Genomic DNA, 19,071 nt, shown 5'->3' with positions numbered 1-19,071 from the left:
TAGATATTGAGATGAGATGGAAACCCAATGCCTTGACAAGTTAGCCGAAGATTCCCAACCGTTATGCCAAGAGGCATCACAAAAATGCTATTGCGGGGATAGGGAGAAGAGCATTGAGGAAATTATTGAAGGCCTGACAGACCTTATCACCATCCTCTCGCAAAAATTGGATATCCTGGATGAAAGGTTTAATCGCATTGAATACATAAACAAAAAAATCAACGAAATACATGCACTGCACTTTCCAAAAGATGCACTTGAAAAAGAAAAAAACCTGACGGAAAAATTTCTCGCGGAAATATTGCTCGGCATACCAAGAAAACGCAAAAAATAGCGTTGTCTAAATTTTCGGGATAGTTTTATCGTTCTTTACAAACTTCAAAAGATCCTTTAGATAAGTTTCGGTCTCGACCAGACTTCCATGTCTGTTGGCAGCACAGATTTCGGCCAACGTCCATCCCGCCTTAAATTTCTTTACATTGGAAAAATGCTTGAAGGAATATAGCGTGTAGTTTTTCTTATCGAGCTTTGTGGCCTTTAAGCATTTCTGGAAACGGTTGTAAGGTGTATTTTCCCCTATCCTCTTTTCGCTAATAATCGTTTCGGTCGAGCCCAGTAAATAATCAGTGTCTTCATGGGAAGATAATTTAAGTGCTTTCAGTTCACGGCTCAGGCTTTCATCAATACTAACAGGCAAGGACTTTTTATTCTTGGAAATGCTTGCAGGAACGGTAATCACACGCTGAGCAAGATTGATGTGCTTCAATTGAAGATATCGCAGTTCTTTAGGCCTAATGCAGGTATAGTATATCATCTTCACAAAGAAAAGACAATACTGGTCGTGCTCATTCAGCCATTTCATAATAGCCTTAAAGTCCTTATCGGAAAACACCTGATGCGATTCGGTCGGGATTTTTGTTCTGGTCTCGATATCGGTCACGGGATTTTCAGCGATATATTTGTTGATCTTTAGGTACCTGAAATAATTGTTAAGGATGATCCTTGAGCTGTTATAGGTAACTCCAGTCCATTCGCGTTTCCTTTCCATGAAGTTTAGAAACTCGGTAATTTCATAATCTGAAATTTCACTTACCCTTTTATCAGGTCCATAATAGGCAAGGAACTGATTGATCTTTGATAGATAAGATTGACGGGATTTCTTTCTTGTTCCCTTTGCAATATGGTATTCTTCAAAAAGATCTTTGGCGGCTTCTAGGGTCAGAGAGGATACCTGCCTTTTCAGTCTATCGTTCGCCTTTTCATCAATCGGACTCCATCCGCCCTCTAATGCAATCTTGTAAGCATCACATAATCTGGTAAACTGTTTTAGCTTTTCTTTGGGGTCTTTGAGCCTATTGAGGTTTTTGGTCGGTCTGAAACGTTCCATTTTATCTGTTTCAGCATTATGGAAAAAGAATTCTACATACCAGTTCTGTTTGGCCTCTTCCTTTGCCCATGTGCTGCCCTTTGGAACGGTTGTGACCCGTTTTCCTTTGACCAGTTTAGGAATAGTATAAGGTATTTCTGGAGCTGCCATGTAATCTAAAGATAAGAATTGTGGCTGACTTCTGACTAAATTAACATCTGACAATCGTCTAAAAGACTGATTATCAGATGTTTTACAGGCATTCGTGGAGAATGCCGGATTCGAACCGGCCGCCTCTTCACTGCCAGCGAAGCGCTCTAGCCAAATGAGCTAATCCCCCTTTTTATTTATTTGTTATTCAAATCAATCATCCCTTTCAAGCCGAGCTAAGCGCTCTAGCCAACCCAATGAACATCGGGAGAGCTTAATCCCCCAGATTGCAAGCAAAAATAACCAAATCTTTATGCCAAACAAATTTAATATCGTTTAAATAAACTTTTAAGTATAATTTAAATAAGGTGCTACAACTTTTATGTTTGATATTAACTATAAGTTACATAATTTTGCTAATAATTTACTCAGCCCTTCAATTCAACCTCTATCATGAATATCAGCAGCCTCTCAATTTTAGTAGCCGAAGACAATCCAATGAACACGCTTTTAATGAAAAAATTATTAGCCAAGTGGGATATCACACCTGATTTTGCTGCTAACGGAGAAGATGCCGTGAAATTATTTAGCACCAATAACTATGATTTAATTTTGATGGACATTCACATGCCTATTTTAGATGGCTTTGAAGCCACAGCTCTGATACGAAATGACGCCAATCAATTAAAAGCAAAAACACCCATCATCGCCTTAACTGCTTCGGTAGCCTTAGATGCTCGAGAAAAAATTGCCCAAGCTGGCATCAATGATTTTGTATCGAAACCATTTAACCCCGATGAATTGAAAGAAAAACTAGAAGAAATTGCAGCTAAGCTATAAACATAAAAAAGGAGACAAATTTGTCTCCTTTTTTATGTGAAAATTATTTTTTCTCTGTTGAGAATGAATAGGGGAATGAACTTTCGTTAATTCCTCTTGTTTTATTTGGTGTTGCCGACATGCTAAAATCTAAAACTGCTCCTTTAAGCAGAGCTGAATGACTTAACCAATTTTTATCATGAGTAGCGCCATTAACTTTTAATGACTGTACATATCTATTATCTGCATTGTTTGATGGTGCATTAACCACAATCGTTTTACCGTTTTCTAAGGTAATGGTTACCTTTTTAAACAATGGTGCTCCAATAACGTATTGGTCTACCGCTGGCGTAACTGGATAAAATCCCAAAGCCGAAAACACATACCAGGCAGAAGTTTGCCCGTTATCTTCATCGCCACAATAACCATCTGGTGTAGCAGCATATAACCTGTTCATCGCTTCGCGTACCCAATATTGTGTTTTCCAAGGTGCACCGCCATAGTTATACAAATAAATCATGTGTTGTATGGGCTGATTTCCGTGGGCATATTGACCCATATTTGCAATTTGCATTTCTCTAATTTCATGAATTACACCTCCATAAGCACTTTCATCAAACACTGGAGGCATAGAGAATACTGAATCAAGTTTCTCTACAAACTTCTCCTTGCCTCCCATCAGCTTTGCTAAACCAGCCACATCCTGAAAAACAGACCAAGTATAGTGCCAGCTGTTACCTTCGGTAAATGCGCCACCCCATTTAAACGGACTAAAAGGCGATTGGAAAGTTCCATCAGCATTTTTACCTCTCATTAAACCAGATGCTGGATCAAATAAATTTTTATAATTCATGCTTCGCTTCGCATAAATATCAATTTCACTTGCTGGCTTGCCTAAGGCTTTACCAAATTGATAAATAGCAAAATCATCATAAGCATACTCTAAAGTTTTAGCCGCATTTTCTCTAACCTTAACATCAAATGGAACGTAACCTAACTCATTGTAATATTTAACACCAGAACGACCTACAGCCTCCATTGGCCCTTCATTGTTGGCACCATGTTTTAATGCTTGCCAAAGTATTTCGGTATCGTAACCACGCAAACCTTTAATGTAGGCATCGGCCACTACAGAAGCAGAGTTATTACCAATCATAATATTTGCATAACCTGGGCTACTCCATTCTGGCAACCAACCACCTTCTTTATAGTCGTTAATTAAGCCCTCTTGCATTTCTTTATTAATGCCAGGATAAACCAAATTTAAGAAAGGGTACAAGGCTCTAAATGTATCCCAAAAACCTGTACCTGCGAACATGTAACCTGGCAAAGTTTTTCCATTATATGGGCTCCAATGTACAATTTTGTTGTTGGCATCAATTTCATACAATTTATTAGGGAAGAAAACAGCACGGTACAACGATGAATAGAAAGTACGTGTTTGGTCAACCGTACCACCTTCTACTGATATTTTATTTAAAGTTTTATTCCAAATATCTTTAGCTTTATTTTTAGTAACATCAAAATTATCTTTAGCTATTTCTCTGTTTAAACTAATTTCTGCCTGTTCAAAACTGATAAAAGAAGAAGCAACTTTTGCATGTACTTTTTCGCCTTTGGTAGTTTTAAAACCAATTACTGCTCCGGTGTGGTCGCTTTGCAATTCTAAATCTGTATTGTTCAATTGAGCGCCCGACCAAGTTTTTGAGATGGCAAAATCTTTATCGAAAATAATAACAAAATAGTTTTTAAAGTTGCTAGGTAGTGGTCCACGAGCATATTTGGTAGTATAACCGATAATTTTACGCTCCGAAGGAATAATTTTAATGTAAGAGCCTTTATTTAACGCATCTACTACGATAAAAGCACTATCGGTTTTAGGAAAAGTAAAACGAAACTGTGCAGCTCTTTCAGTTGGTGTAATTTCTGTGGTTACATCAGCATCTGCTAAATAAACGCTATAATAATAAGGTTTAGATACTTCTGCTTTATGCGTAAACCAACTTGCTCTTTGGTCTTCTGTAAACTTTAATTTTCCAGTTACAGGCATAATTGCAAATGCACCGTAATCATTCATCCACGGTGAAGGTTGGTGTGTTTGTTTAAAGCCTCTAATTTTATCAGCATCATAAGTATATGCCCAACCATCTCCCATTTTTCCAGTTTGAGGTGTCCATAAATTCATACCCCAAGGCACACCAATTGCTGGATAGGTATTTCCATTAGACAAAGATGGTTTAGATTGTGTTCCCATCAGGGGATTTACCCACTCTACCGGGTCAGTAAGTTTACCAACAGTTTGTGCAGATAAACCGAAACCAGCAAAAACCAATGCTACGGTTAATATTCTTTTAATCATTTGATTTATATTTAATTTATATCTGTTTGTATTTTGTTTATTAAACACCCGGATTAGCGGCATAAGCAGTCCAAAGTTCATCTATGGTTTTGCCAGTTAAATCTTTCCAAATGGTTTCTTTATAGGTATGACTACGCATAGCTGAATCTAATTTAACAACAATACCTTTATTACCATTAATTTCTAACCAATTTAAAAAACGAGCGGTAATTCTATACGCATTTTTATAGCTGTGCTCTGGTTTAAATGTAGGCAAAGCCCATTTAGCACCTGGATTATCGACGCCGTATTTGAAACGAACATAATCCGCAATACCTTCGGTTAACCAACCTGGGCCACCGCCTCTACCGTAATTTTGCACTACATGCATTACTTCGTGTGTTACTACATCAATATCTCCTGGGTGTTTTCTAAACCAATCTGGGTTGTATACAATTCTTCCTCCACCTGTAGCGGCTACACCTTTATAAGCTGTATCGATATGAAAAGTTACTGTTTTATCCGTGTTCGTATTAAAATCATTAGCTAATACTGGATAAACTTTAAAAAATGTTTCAATCATCCTTTTCTGCAAAACAGGATCAAAGTTTGCATCATTATTTTTAAATATTAAGGTATAACCTTTTTCTTTAAAAGTTTCGGGTTCTTGTGCTTTTAGCGAAGCTGATGATAGAAAAGCTATCGCAATAACAAAAATTATTTTCATATGTGTTTATTTTATTGTGTGGCTTCTTTTATCTAATATTATATTAAAAAACATATTAATTGAATGACTTGTTACCATCTATATTAATCCATGTCAGTATTTTTAAGATATAATGCCCAGAGTTCGTCAAGGCTTTTACCTGTAATATCATTCCATGCCTGAGAAGTGTAAGTATCCTCCTTCAATCTTTTACTTAATTGTAAAATTGTATCCGATTGTTGATACTTATCAATCCATAATAAAAATCTAGCAGCTACCCTATACCCCATCTTATAACTTTGCCACTGTTCTACAGGGGGTAAAGACCATCCAGCAGCTGCATTATTTAAACCAAATTCAAATCTACCACAATCTGCTATGCCCTCTATTAACCACTCTGGACCTATAGATTTAAAACCTTTAGCAACATGTACCAATTCATGGGTTATCAAATCCGTATCTTCTTTATGTTGTTGCATCCAAAGCGCACCAATGGTAATTTTATTATTCCCAGAAATAGCAACTCTTTTATAGTTTGTATCAATACTTATGGTTACAATTTTACTTGCTGATTGATTGTACTTAGCAACCATTTTTGGATACACCCCAAAATAGGTATTAGCTATATCCTGAGCTAATGTTTCACTTAACATGTGATCATTATTTATGAAAATCAAACTGTAATCGCCTCGTTTAATTAGCTGCTCTTTTTGTGCCTTTACATCTGTAAAAGCAACAAATAACAAAATAAATAAAATAGATTTGTTCATGTGTTTTTGGGTTTGATTAATTGATAAGTATAAGAAATAACTACTTCCAAACTGCTTTCTGATAGGTTAATTTTACATCTGGAGATTTAGCATAACTAGACCATAGTTCATCAAGTGTTTGCCCAGTAATTTCTTTCCAACTATTCTCTGTATATGCTTTTCTTCTTAACTGGTCATCTAAAGTTTTGATAATGCCTTTTTTTACATTGTCTTCTAACCATACAAAAAATCTAGCCGTAATCCGATAGCTATTTTTGTAACTGTGTTTATCGCTAAAAGCTGGCAAACTCCATTTAGAACCGATATTATCATATCCGAATTTGTATCTTACATAATCTGCAATACCTTCTGTTAGCCAAACCGGACCAGATCCGTAGCCATATTCTTGCACCACATGCATGCCTTCATGTGTTACCACATCTACATCGGTGTTATTTTTCTTCATGTAACCAGCGCTGAACAATATTCGTCCACCACTTGCTTCGGCAACAGCTTTGTAGGCAGTATCAACAACAAACAGCACTTCTCTTTTAGCTTTTTTATTGTATGTTTTTACCAATTTTGGATAAACAGCAAAAAAAGTTTGTGTTAATCTACTTTGTAAATCTTTAGCAATAGCAGGGTCTTTATTTACAAATATTAAAGTGTATCCCTTTTTTGTGGTAGTATCTGATGAAACCCAGTTGGATGAAAGTGCCGACTGAATAGTGTTTTTTATATTTTTTGGAGCACTGTTTATCCAATTTCCATTTAATATCACTTCACCTTCTTTCGCCATCACATTTTTATTCAAATCTGGCTTAATTGTTAAAGTTACATCACGTTTAGTTCTATATCCATCGGCACGAGCAAACTGAGGATAAGTTTCGAAAAAAGCATCAACTAATTCATTTTTTGTCTGCTCCGTTTTAATTTCTGATGGATTTGTAATATTTAAAGTAAACCTATCTCGTTTTATCGTTTCTGTTTGAGCTTTACTTGTAAATGAAATTACCGTTAAAAAAGTTGCTAATATGGAAATTGACTTGGTCATTTGTGTGTGTTTACTGAGTTTTGAATTTTGTACAAAAACGCAAGCTTTAAATAAAGCATGCGTTTTGCTAACTAACTATAGGGAGAACGTAATGTGTAATTTTTTTATAATTATTGATAGATAGAAGTGATATTTGGAAAATCAATTTTAGCTTTTGCCAACATTGGCAGCCAATCAGCTCCTTTTTCATCTTTCGAACCGAAAGCAGATAAAGCTAGTGGCTCTAAGTTGGCCTTTGCAGCACCACTCCAAAAATGAACAAATTCACCAAAGTTCATTTTACGAGTATATTCTTGGTAAGATTTTCCTTGAACTGTTATAGAGCGTTTGGGAAAATGTAAAGATAGCATGGTAAAAAAACCATTTAGCACTTTAACTTGACCATAATTATTGTAAATTGGTAAAAACCAATTTTTAAACCATTGCGTTCCTGGTCTAGGATAAGTATCAGATCCCGCCATCATTTTATTGTACCAACGCTCGGCATCGGCTGTTCTATTTAAGCCAAGATAAACATCATACTGATAAATTTCCATCCACTTACTATCATGCCAAATATCAAAGGCTGGAGATTCCTTTACCCCTTTAGAGGCGCCTTCTACAATATGACCAATTTCATGAGTTGATAAATCAATGTCATTATCTACCCCCAAAACCCAAGCATCTAAACCATTACCTCCACAATCGGTTACGTTTTTAAAACCATGACGGTCGCTTAAATACGTACCTGGATGACCACCACCATATTTACCCGAGTGATAAATCACAAATAAACGGCTGTCATCACCAAATTTGCCGTAATGCTTTTTTGTATAGTTCCAAGCTTCTGCCATATAGGTTTTTGGCCAAGTAACCGCTGGCTTAACATCTCCATCGTAATACACAACAACGCTGGTATCATAGTGAACGCGGTTTAGCAGTTGAACGTGCTCAAACCAATTTTCTTTCCAAGTTTTTGGTGGCGCACCTGGCGGATCAATTACTTGTACAATTGGAGGTGCTGGAGTAACTACATTTAAGTCTTGCTTTTTTGCATTACATGAAATTATTACAGCTGTTAACGCTAATCCAAAAAATAAGAAAATATTTTTCATAATGTTTAGTGTATGATTTTAAAATAAGCACCGTGAATAAATTTCACGGTGCTATAATTAACTACCAACCTGTATTTTGTACAATAACAGGTACTTTTTGAACTTCAGCGTTTGGAATTGGCCATAAATAATGTTTCTTTTGGAAAACCCTATTCTCAATAACAACTGGAGTATAAAATCCTGGTGCATTTTGAGTAATGTTCATTCCTCTAATTTGGGTATCAGTTGTTTCCGCAATTTTCCATTCACGAGTATAGAAGTAACGATCTAATTCAAAAGCCAATTCTACTCTTCTTTCTCTACGAATTGCTTCTCTCATATTTGTAGGAATTGCAATTGCACCATTACCTGAACCATAAGGTGCAACACCAGCTCTGGTTCTAATTCTATTCAAATAAATTAAGATATCTGGATCTGAAGGATTTGATTCTTGTAGTGCCTCTATATAATTTAAATAAATTTCTGCTAATCTAATCTTAGAAAAAACTGGTCTTCCTGTTGTCCAACCAGCTACCGTAAGATGTTTTCTAGAAGCATATCCTGTTTTGGTATAATCGTTATTGGCAATATTACCTTTACCAGCATTACCATTATTTGTAAAATCGGTAACAATATTAGATTGTGGATTGATCCATTTACGACCAGTATAGGTGATATTTGAATAAAAACGTGGTTCGCGATTTACATACATATTGCTAATTGTTCTAGCTACACCTTGATCATTTGGATCTGGAGCTTGATAAGCTGATGTACCTGTTGCATTATAAGATGGGTCATCTTGAATTGGCAAGCCATTAGCTGTAAAAAAAGCATCTACTAACTGCTGCGATGGCGACAAAAACGAACCGCCTTTATCTCCGCCAGAAGCGCCTAAATGATTTGGAGCTAAAGAATATTGATAAAAAGTTACATCTCCTCCTCTAGCAAAAATAATTTCATTATTCCATCCATTTAACATTACATCTCTTGTAGCTATAAATGCTCTGTTAAAGGCAGTGTTAGGCAAACCTGTTGGTGTTGAACCTACTGTGTATAATGCATAGTTTGAATAGTTCGCATTTGTTAAAAAAGCCTTAGCAGCAGTAGCTGCTCTTGTCCATTTAGCAGCGCTAAAAGTTTGGTTAATTAACTGTTTCCCATCTTTGTTTTTTAATAATGCATAATCTGTGTTACCATTAAATAACGGACGAGCTGCTGTGATTAATGCTTTAATTTTATACGCTTCAGCTACTGAAGCAGTAATATGACCATAATCTTCGTTAGCTTGTGGCGTTGGAGGTAACAATGGAATTGTAGCATCTAATTCACTTACAATGTAATCAATACACTCATCCATTGAATTACGAGGTTTACTAATTTCTGCAAGTGGCGCATCAGAAGCAATTGGATCATTACCTAACAAAACAACTGGCCCGTACTGCTGTACTAAATGATAGTAATAGATTGCTCTTAATGCTCTAGCTTCATTTAAATAACGATTTACTAGATCTATTCCTCCGATATTACAATCTGTACATCTTGATACATTAGCCATAAAAGTACTTGCAGCTTGTATGCCTCTGTAATAATTTTGCCAATGGTAATTTACTTGTCCACTAGTTGCATCCCATGCTCCAGTATTTACATTTTCTGTGAAATTTGGTAGCGTGTAATCTGCTTCGTCAGATGCTGCTGTCCATGGGCCAATATTTCCGCTTCCGCTTGCCGAACGATCTTGATTTTGATCTGGTAAAGTAGAGTAAACATTTGCCAAGGCTTGATCTACGGTATTCTTTCTCTCGTACATTTGCTCAAAAGTAAGCCTATCATCAGGTACTTGATCTAGAAATTTTTTACAGCCATAATTGCTAACTGTTAGCAAAACTGCAACTGCATATATTGATATTTTTTTCATTTTTTTTTAAATTTTAAAAATTAGCAGTTAAACCTAATGAGTAGTTTGAAGTTAACGGATATCTCGTACCGTTACTTGTTAATAATTCAGGATCCCAAAGTTTAAACTTACTGAAGGTTAACAGGTTATAACCCATTGCATAAATTCTTAAACGTTTAACTCCTAAAGGCTTAATTCCTTCTTTAAGTGTATAACCAAAATCTGCATTTTTTAACCTTAAAAAATTTACATCTCTTAGCCACCAAGTGCTTGCTTGGTAATTGTTGTTATTGGTACCGCCATAAGATAAACGAGGATATACTGCATCCTGACGTGGATTACTAGGTGTCCAACGATCTGTAGCTACTGCTAACATATTACCTAAACCACCCGAATTAGCAAAAGAAGGAATGTTTAAGATAATATCTGCATTGTGTTGACCTTGGAAGAACATTCCAAAATCGAAGTTTTTATACGTTAATGAGAAACCCGCACCGTAAGTAGTGCTTGGAATATCTCCTCTACCAATGATTTGTCTATCAAATGAATCTATTTTTCCATCACCATTTAAATCTTTGTATTTGATATCACCTGGCATTAATGTACCAAACTGTGTTGGGCTAGCATTAATTTCCTCTTGAGTTTCGAACAACTTTTCGGCTACATAACCAAAACGTGTTGAGGCTAAAATATTAGTTCCTCTTTGCTCTAACCAAGGGAAAGCTGTTGGCGCTTGATCATTCTCGATAACTTTATCTTTATTGAAGGTAGCGTTAGCTCTTAAATTTAAAGACCAATTGCTGCTTAATTTTGCATCGTATTGGATAGTACCGTCAATACCTTTGTTTTCTACGATACCTAAATTACCAATAGGCGTATTAGCTAAACCGATGTAATTTGGTACTGTACCTCTGCTAATAAATTGATCTTTTCTTCTTTCTTTATAAAAATCTACAATTAAGGTTAAATTGTTATTGAAAGTTTTTAACTCAAAACCTAAATCTTGTTTACGAGTCTCTGCCCAAGTAACATCAACACCGTAAGCAGTTACTCCTAAGCCTCCAGGAGATATGTTTCCTGCTTGCCCAAAAGTATAACCACTAGCTGTACCAACTTTAGTTAAATAGTAAAAACGCTCACCTTCGCTACCAACATAGTTGCCATTACCACCACTACCAACAATACCATCAGAGTAGCGAAACTTAACCATTTGGAAAGTATTCTTTAATTTTTCGAAGAATTTCTCATTTGATAGCAACCATCCAATACCAATTGCAGGGAAGAAACCGTAACGTTTATCTGGTGCAAAGTTTTCTGAACCATTATAACCAACGTTTGCCTCAAAGAAATACTTATTATCATAAGCATAAGTAGCACGACTGGCAACACCTTGAAATCTATAAGGTAATGACAGTGTTAAGTTACCGGCAAATGGAGTTGTGTTATCATTTTGGTTATATAACATTAAACCTGTTACAGCATGTTTACCAAAGGTACGGTTATAGTTTACCGCAGCTTCGAAATACATTTTTTTATCACCACCATTACTTATACCATAATTCAAGAAATCTTGTCCTTGTAAAATTAATCCATATTTATAACCAGAAGCTGGATCATTTGGCGTAATGTAAGGATCTGTTGGATTTATTCTGTATAACGTTTCTCTCCTAGTTCTAGCAATCGCATTACTATTGTTAATATCATAAGAGAACATCGTGGTAACTGACAAGCCTGGTGTTATTTCTTTTAAATCTTGGGTTAAACGAAGATTTGAATACAATTGATTGTTATAGCCAATTCTATAACCATTTCTAGTAACATCTCCGTATGGGTTTCGCTGATCTGCCTGTGGACTTATACCTGGTAAACTTCCATTAGGATAAAGAATAGGAAATGATGTTGGGTTAATTAAAAACGCTTGATTAAAAATAGTTTCTGCACCTAAATTACTTGGGAAGTTAGTTTGAGCTAAAATTCCTTTAATCCCTAAATCTAACTTAGTAGTACCTGTAATATCCCAGTTTAAGTTTGCGCTAACATTGTATCTGCTAAAATTTTGTTTAACTGCAGAATTTACAGCTTCATCCGTTTTAAACAACCCATCTTCGCCGTAATAACCTAATGATACATAGTATTTTGCATTACTTACACCACCAGATAAATTTGCAGTTGCAGATCTGTTTCTACCGATATCATTATAAATTGCATCGAACCAGTTTACATTAGGATATAAAATTGGGTCATTTCCTGCAGCGGTTTTTTGTACGGCATCAATTGAATATGCTGGGGTAAATGCCCCCGCAGCTCCTCCTCTAATATAATCTGAATATTTAGCTTCGTTGGCTAAATTCATATAATCTACACCATCAATTAATTCTGGTCTTTTCGTAAACCTGCTTACGCCTTCAAAATATTCAACATTAATTCTAGGGCTACCTATTTTACCTTGCTTGGTGTTAATTAAAATTACGCCGTTTGCTCCTCTAATACCGTAAACAGCCGTTGCAGCAGCATCTTTTAATACTGTAAAATTTTCAACATCATAAACACTAATATCATTTAAGTTACGGTTTGGTACTCCATCTATAATAACCAGTGGACCACGATCATTAGAAGTTAATGAAGATATACCACGGATAAAAATATCTGATCCGGTTGCACCAGGCTCACCATTTCTGGTTACGTTTACCACACCAGGTATACGGCCGGCCAATAACTGGCTCATACTAGAAACTGGTTGGCGAAGCTCTGCCGCACTAACAGAAGATTGTGCACCCACTAAACTTTCTTTCTTTTGAACCCCAAAACCCACAATGGCTACTTCTTTTAAATCAGCGCCAACTGTTTCTTTCATGATAACTTCAAGTGATGTCTTAGATCCAACGGTAATTTCTTGCGTATCATAACCGATGTAAGTTACTACCAGCACTGAACTTTGGTTGGGAACTGAAATGGTGAAAGCACCATTTACATCAGTTGAAGCACTCGTAGAAAGTCCTTTAACTTTAATACCCGCCCCTGGTAGCGGCGCCCCAGTTGTGTCTTTAACAATACCACGTATAGTTATATCAAATGGATTGTTTTTTAATGTATTAACCCTGTTAAATTTAATAGAACTTGCCATAGCCGATGAGTAAAAACTGGCACATAAAGCTAGCGTAAAAGCTAAAGCAATAAATCTACAGTTTTTAAACCCGAGCATAAGCTTGGTTAAATTTGTATAATTTTTTGTCATAATTAGTTTGTTATTAATAAATATGGTTTTTGGTTTGTTAATAAGATTGATTAAATATTGATCTCATTTCTTCATTAATGAAAAACATTTAAATTATTGTAATTCTTCTGGCACTTCTATTACTCTCCATTCTGTTAATTGAAATAGCGAACCACTTCCTACAGCACTAATGCTGATGCGATAAAATTTATAGGCAATTTTGTTTTTGAAACTGAACGTTCTAGTCAATCTTCTACCAGAGAATGTTTCGCCAGTTTTCACATCTAAATCAACCCAAGTAGAGCCATCTGTTGAGCCACTAAATTTCCAATCCTTCGGATCTCTACCTGGAGCGTCATCGCCAGAGGTTAAAGTGTAAGAAGCTACTTGCTGAGGTTGAGGAAAAGTAAGTTGCATGTACAAACTACTTTGGTAAGGGTTAATCAAAAACTTACTTGTAAAATTGTTATCTACTACTTTAAGAGAACCCTCTCCACCGGTTGGGCCTGCTCCATTTTCTAAGTTTACAGATAGCACAGCCTTATCGGTAACATCTACCTTAGCTTTCCAAGTAAATAATTCTGTGCTCGGATAATCTTCTTTGAGACATCCTGTGAGTAAAACTATTGAGGCACACAGCCCAACAGCTCCTTTCGCGATTTTTAAAAAAGTCATGTTTTGTTGTTTGTTTAGATTAGGGTTGTTAAAAATTAAATTCTCGTTAATATTTTTATTGATTATGTAATTGGTAAATAATAGGTTATAATAAATAATTTTAACTAAAACGTTTTACTAAATAGACATTATTTTGATTTTAGTATCTAATGCCTTCTCATAAATTTTACTTTAATAAATGTGGTTTTTCATTATATATCTTCCATAAAAACTCGCCAAATAAAGTATTTGCCCAGGCAAACCAGCTACGGGTAAAGTTTTTTGGATCATCTTTATGGAAACTTTCATGCATAAAACCTTTTCCACCGTGTGTATTTTTTAACATGGTGATGCATTTCTTAATTTCAGCATCGCTAACAGAAGTTAAGCCTTGTATGGTAATTGCCATTGGCCAAATCATGTCTTGCCCAACATGCGGACCACCAACACCTTCTGCCGCTGTACCTTTAAAAAAGAAGGGGTTATTTTCTGAAAGAATAAATTTTCTGGTGTTTTTATAAATCGGATCATCTACTTTCATGGCTCCTAAATATGGCATAGACAATAAACTTGGCACATTACTGTCGTCCATCATATACGCACTACCAAAACCATCAACCTCAAAAGCAAACATTTTACCGAACTCGGGATGATCTTTTATGGCATACTTTTTTAAAGCTGCATCTACCTCATTGGCTAAAGCTGTTAATTTATCTGCCAAAGCTTTATCACCATGTAAAGCAATAACCATTTCTGCAGCTTGGTTTAAACTACTTACCGCAAAAAAGTTTGATGGTATTAAAAAAGGATAAACAGTCGAGTCATCACTAGGGCGAAATGCCGAACAAATTAATCCTACTGGTTTTACCGGAAAACCATAACCGCTCATGGGTTGTGAATCGGTAGGGTGTACGGTTTCTCTTTGAAAACGATAGGGGCCTTTATTGGTTTTGCGTTGCTGCTCAACAAAGGTTTGATGGATTAACTCAATTGCTTTTTTCCAGTTGGCATCAAAAGGTGTTTTATCTCCGGTCTTTTTCCAATAATGATAAGCTAAGCGGATTGGATAACAAAGTGAATCGATTTCCCATTTACGCTCATGCACACCTGGTTTCATTGTGGTTTTATCCGACTTCCATTCTCCAACTTTCTGCTCATCATTATAAAAAGCATTGGCATAAGGATCTTTTAAGACATATTGAGTTTGTCTATTAATTACTCCGGCAATTAAATCTTTTACCTTTTTTTCTTCGGTAGCAAATTGTAAGTAAGGCCAAACTTGGGCAGAGCTGTCACGCATCCACATCGCGTCAATATCTCCAGTAATAACATAAGTATCTGGCTTTCCGTTTTGTAAACTATAGGTAACCGTGGTATCTAAAGTATTTGGAAAACAGTTTTCAAAAAGCCACCCCAGTTCTTTATCGGCTACATTAGCTTGAAATTTTTTAATCGCACTTTCTACTGCAACACTTGTAAAATGACGTTTACTAGCTTCTACTCTAACCCCCGGAAAATCTGGTGCTACTGCAAAAGAGAATTTCGAAGCGAATAAACCAGCTCCTAATAAACTTGTATTTTGTAAAAATGTTCTTCTTTTCATATCTATAGCCTTCTTAAATCAAATTATTGCTGAATAACTTTTTCTTCAACAATCGCTTTCCATCTACTTGCTGCACCTATTAATTGAGCATGTTCATTTAGCTTTGTAATTTTCACAACAGTATCGAGGTGAAATGCTTTTAAATTTTCTATCAATGGCGGGCCAAACAAATCAAATGATTTTGCAATGTTTCCACCTAAAACCACAACTTCTGATCCCGTATTTTTTATAAAATCGGCTAAAAAATGACCTAATGCTCTACCAAATTCATTAAAAATTTGTTTCGCAAACGGATCTACCTTAACCATACTAGCCAATTTTTTTACACCGTCAATTTCTTTTCCGGTTAAATCCTTGTATTTTTTTATAAACCACCTGGTTGATAAATAATCCTCGGCAATACCACCTAAAAATTTCGAATTCCATAATTCTGCATCTTTAGCTATTCCATTAATTGAGGTTGCAGATCCTAATCCAGTGCCTAATGTTATGCCTAATGCGTTATTAAATCCTTTAGCAGCTCCGTAATTTGCCTCACCGTGCATAAAAGATGCAGCATCATTAACAAACTTGATGTTGGATGAAGGTATATTTAATCGCTCTGCCAATTCCTTTTTAATATTCAATCCAAAAAGTGAATTAAATTTATCCTGATCTTTAATTAAAGAAATACCATTTTTGTAATCAAACGGACCTGGCATTGCAATCCCTATTCTGCTATTTTCGTTTAAATTACCTCCGTTAGCATTTCGTATCACTTTACACCATGCAGTTAAAATTGCCTCTTTGTCATTTCGTGAGTTTACTTCGTTTCGTTTAATAGAGTCTTTAATTAAAGTTCCTTTATCTAAATCTACTATTGCAGCCGTTATATGCGATCCACCAATATCTACACCTAATACCGTAGGTTTTTCCATTCTTTATTACTATGCTATTTATTTAAATTCTTGTTATCAGTTGCTGCCCATTTATCGGCCAGCATTTTTATAAAATACCCGCCCACCACACTTCTTGCTTGAAATCCAATCATCTTTCCGTTTGTAGTTTCATGCCAATCGCTCAAAGGCACTTTACTTTGTGTTTCTGCCGCAAAGCGATGGATGGGACTTATAAATTTTTGAAAATCTACTTGGTTATCTGTTAATGTGGCTGTCCACATGATCCAATCAGATTTAGTGTAAGTTTTACGACTATCAAGAGGTAGGCCATAAGTATTTTGCTTACTTAAATAGAATTTTATTTCCTTTTGATATACCTCTTCTGGAAATAAGTTTAGTTTCAAGAGCTTATCCCAAACCAGATTATATTTTTGGCTCCAAGTATTTTTATCATTAAATGTTAAGGCATAATGGTCGCCATCATTGGCTAATTCCATCCATTTTTTTACCATTTCTAAAGCGGCATCTTTTACTTTTTTCGCTTCTTCTTTTTTGCCTAACGTTTCTGCCAGTTGAGCATAAGCTCCTAAGGCTACAATTGCTTTAACAGATAAATTTGCATTTCTGGCTAAATGACCTGCAAAATCATCAGTACATAACTGATTTGCAGGATCAAACCCTTCTTTTAACAAATAATCACTCCAAATTTTTAATACATCCCAGTGCTTTAATGCGTAGTTTGCATTGCCTTCTGCTTTAGCAATGGCCGCAGTTAAAATAATCATATTTCCTGCTTCTTCAACTGGCATATCCTCGCCATAAGTTTGTCCGTTTGCTAAAGGATATGTTCCTAAATCGTGTGCAGGAAAAGGTTTTTTCCACTTACCACTTTCTGAATAATAGAAAATTCCGTTTAACATCCCTTTCAGTAGTTCTGGATTATAAATTAAGTATTGTGGAGCAGAAGGATAGGTAACATCAACCGTGTTTATTGAACCGTTACTAAAATTTTCTTTTGAGAGAAAAAGAAGATCACCATTTGGAGCATAAACAATTTTATGCGCAGCAATACTTTGGCGATAAGCCATTTTACATAAATCAGCATATTGTTTACCCCCTGCGTTAAGGGCATCTGAATATAGTTTCTGATTAAAAATATTACATTTGAGCTTTAGAGCTTGATAGTTTTTGTTAGCTTGAGATAACACATTTACAAAATCAGTTTGGCCATCATTTCTATAAACTGGCGGTAGTTGCTCACCAAAATAGGTTATCGATTTAATATCGTCATAACCTAAAAGGATGTATTTTTCTGATACTATATTAGAAACTTTTCCAAAAGGAACAATGGTTACTAAATCTAATTTTTTCGCATTTTGATACTGACTATTTAAAGGATATTTTTTACTTATAAAATGAGTTAAACTTTCACTTTGTGGTGCGATGTATTGTTTTGTTTTAAAATTTTCTGGTGCCGAAACATAAAAATATCCCCAATCAATTCGAAGATCATCGCCTCTTTTCTTTAAAATTTCTTGAGCAACAGTTCCAACTTTCTGAATAGCTAAACCATTTGCCGTTGTCTGACTTGCAGCTACAGCTTGGTTAGAGGTATTTACAGCAATATCTGATGAAGCACTAAAATATAAATCTACTTGATGCGGTTTACCATCTAATGATTTTACAGCATAATTGATATAACTTACTGGGGTTGCCGTTAATTTAATATCATTTAGCAATAAAGGAGAAGTAAAAGTTACCTCTAAATTTACGGCACCACACTTAAATGAATAGGCTGTTGTTGTTGCATCAAATTTTACATTGGTTTGTTCTGCTAACAAAATGCTAGCATTTTGAGGTATTTCTTCAACAATACCTGCATCTAAATATCTTCCACCAGCAGTGTTTTTAACATGGATGCTTAAAATGTTTTCACCATTTTTTAATATACCATTTGCTATTGGCAGATAGACATATTGATTTACCCAGCCATTACGTTTATAGATTTGTTTACCGTTTAAATAAACTTCTACATTATCATCATGGTTAAGTTTTAAATATTTTTTATGGCTTGATAGATTTGAAACTGTAAATTTTCTACGGTAGTATAAATCATTTGTAGTCCATTTGGTTTTAACATTTTCTCCATCACCAAAAGGAGCTTCTCCTTTTTTCCAATTGGCATCTTTAAAATTAGCATTAAACCAATCTTTTTCATTTTGCTGATCTAAACTATAAGAAACACTATGAGGTGCATCTTCAGCAGTTGCTAAAATATCTTTATAGTTTTTAGATTCTGCACCTAAAAAGCGATAATTTTTTCCATCAACATTTAAAATCCCTAAAAGGCTTTGTTCTTTGCCTGTCCAGTGTTTTGTTGAGCTTGTATTTAAATTGCCACCAAAAGACCATATACTAAAATAACTATCGTGAGTAATTAGCGGATAAGCAGGAGCGATATCTTGTGCATTTATGCCTAAATTATTGCTAATGCAAAAAATAAGTAACAAAAATAATTGTTTCATAATGCCGTTAATGAGATGGTTAATCTTTAGGAGAATTGGTTAGGTTAG

The 19,071-nt window shown here is 35.3% G+C and carries 14 protein-coding genes and 1 tRNA gene; 2 read left to right on the top strand and 13 right to left on the bottom strand.

The window, feature by feature from the left end; translation table 11 throughout:
* Nucleotides 1–16: 16 nt before the first annotated feature.
* Nucleotides 17–334, top strand: a complete 318-nt coding sequence (locus FA045_RS17010; protein ID WP_136878285.1) for a hypothetical protein — start codon at nt 17–19, stop codon at nt 332–334.
* 6 nt (nt 335–340) lie between these two features.
* Here FA045_RS17010 and FA045_RS17005 read toward each other — a convergent pair whose 3' ends face one another.
* Nucleotides 341–1,537 (bottom strand): tyrosine-type recombinase/integrase, encoded by a 1,197-nt coding sequence (locus tag FA045_RS17005; protein ID WP_136878284.1) that lies wholly within the window; start codon nt 1,535–1,537, stop codon nt 341–343.
* Nucleotides 1,538–1,632: 95 nt separating this feature from the next.
* A tRNA-Ala gene (locus tag FA045_RS17000) sits at nt 1,633–1,706 on the bottom strand.
* Between the two features lie 263 nt (nt 1,707–1,969).
* Here FA045_RS17000 and FA045_RS16995 point away from each other — a divergent pair.
* The gene (locus FA045_RS16995; RefSeq protein WP_136878283.1) at nt 1,970–2,356 is read left to right on the top strand and encodes a response regulator; all 387 of its coding nucleotides are present in this window, start codon (nt 1,970–1,972) and stop codon (nt 2,354–2,356) included.
* A 43-nt stretch (nt 2,357–2,399) separates the two neighbouring features.
* Here FA045_RS16995 and FA045_RS16990 read toward each other — a convergent pair whose 3' ends face one another.
* From FA045_RS16990 to FA045_RS16940, 11 genes are all read right to left on the bottom strand, one after another.
* Complete coding sequence (locus FA045_RS16990; RefSeq protein WP_136878282.1) at nt 2,400–4,694, bottom strand: GH92 family glycosyl hydrolase; 2,295 nt, start codon at nt 4,692–4,694, stop codon at nt 2,400–2,402.
* A 40-nt stretch (nt 4,695–4,734) separates the two neighbouring features.
* A complete protein-coding gene (locus FA045_RS16985; protein ID WP_136878281.1) occupies nt 4,735–5,400 on the bottom strand; it encodes a basic secretory protein-like protein in 666 nt (221 codons plus the stop codon).
* Between the two features lie 83 nt (nt 5,401–5,483).
* Complete coding sequence (locus FA045_RS16980) at nt 5,484–6,149, bottom strand: basic secretory protein-like protein (protein ID WP_136878280.1); 666 nt, start codon at nt 6,147–6,149, stop codon at nt 5,484–5,486.
* A gap of 40 nt (nt 6,150–6,189) precedes the next feature.
* Complete coding sequence (locus FA045_RS16975; protein ID WP_136878279.1) at nt 6,190–7,182, bottom strand: basic secretory protein-like protein; 993 nt, start codon at nt 7,180–7,182, stop codon at nt 6,190–6,192.
* A gap of 110 nt (nt 7,183–7,292) precedes the next feature.
* Nucleotides 7,293–8,276, bottom strand: a complete 984-nt coding sequence (locus FA045_RS16970) for a hypothetical protein (protein ID WP_136878278.1) — start codon at nt 8,274–8,276, stop codon at nt 7,293–7,295.
* A 61-nt stretch (nt 8,277–8,337) separates the two neighbouring features.
* Nucleotides 8,338–10,170, bottom strand: coding sequence for a RagB/SusD family nutrient uptake outer membrane protein (locus FA045_RS16965; protein ID WP_136878277.1), 1,833 nt, complete (start codon nt 10,168–10,170; stop codon nt 8,338–8,340).
* A 13-nt stretch (nt 10,171–10,183) separates the two neighbouring features.
* On the bottom strand, nt 10,184–13,351 hold the full coding sequence (locus FA045_RS16960) for a SusC/RagA family TonB-linked outer membrane protein (RefSeq protein WP_136878294.1): 3,168 nt from the start codon (nt 13,349–13,351) through the stop codon (nt 10,184–10,186).
* Nucleotides 13,352–13,477: 126 nt separating this feature from the next.
* Entirely contained in the window at nt 13,478–14,038 is a 561-nt protein-coding gene (locus tag FA045_RS16955) for a discoidin domain-containing protein (protein ID WP_136878276.1), read from the bottom strand.
* Between the two features lie 166 nt (nt 14,039–14,204).
* A complete protein-coding gene (locus FA045_RS16950; RefSeq protein WP_136878275.1) occupies nt 14,205–15,620 on the bottom strand; it encodes a glycoside hydrolase family 125 protein in 1,416 nt (471 codons plus the stop codon).
* A 23-nt stretch (nt 15,621–15,643) separates the two neighbouring features.
* On the bottom strand, nt 15,644–16,537 hold the full coding sequence (locus FA045_RS16945; protein ID WP_136878274.1) for an ROK family protein: 894 nt from the start codon (nt 16,535–16,537) through the stop codon (nt 15,644–15,646).
* Nucleotides 16,538–16,551: 14 nt separating this feature from the next.
* Nucleotides 16,552–19,023, bottom strand: coding sequence for a glutaminase family protein (locus tag FA045_RS16940; RefSeq protein WP_136878273.1), 2,472 nt, complete (start codon nt 19,021–19,023; stop codon nt 16,552–16,554).
* Nucleotides 19,024–19,071 lie beyond the last annotated feature (48 nt).

Source organism: Pedobacter cryotolerans (assembly GCF_005116475.1).
Lineage (GTDB): Bacteria > Bacteroidota > Bacteroidia > Sphingobacteriales > Sphingobacteriaceae > Pedobacter > Pedobacter cryotolerans.
This window is presented reverse-complemented; position numbering and strand designations above follow the sequence as displayed.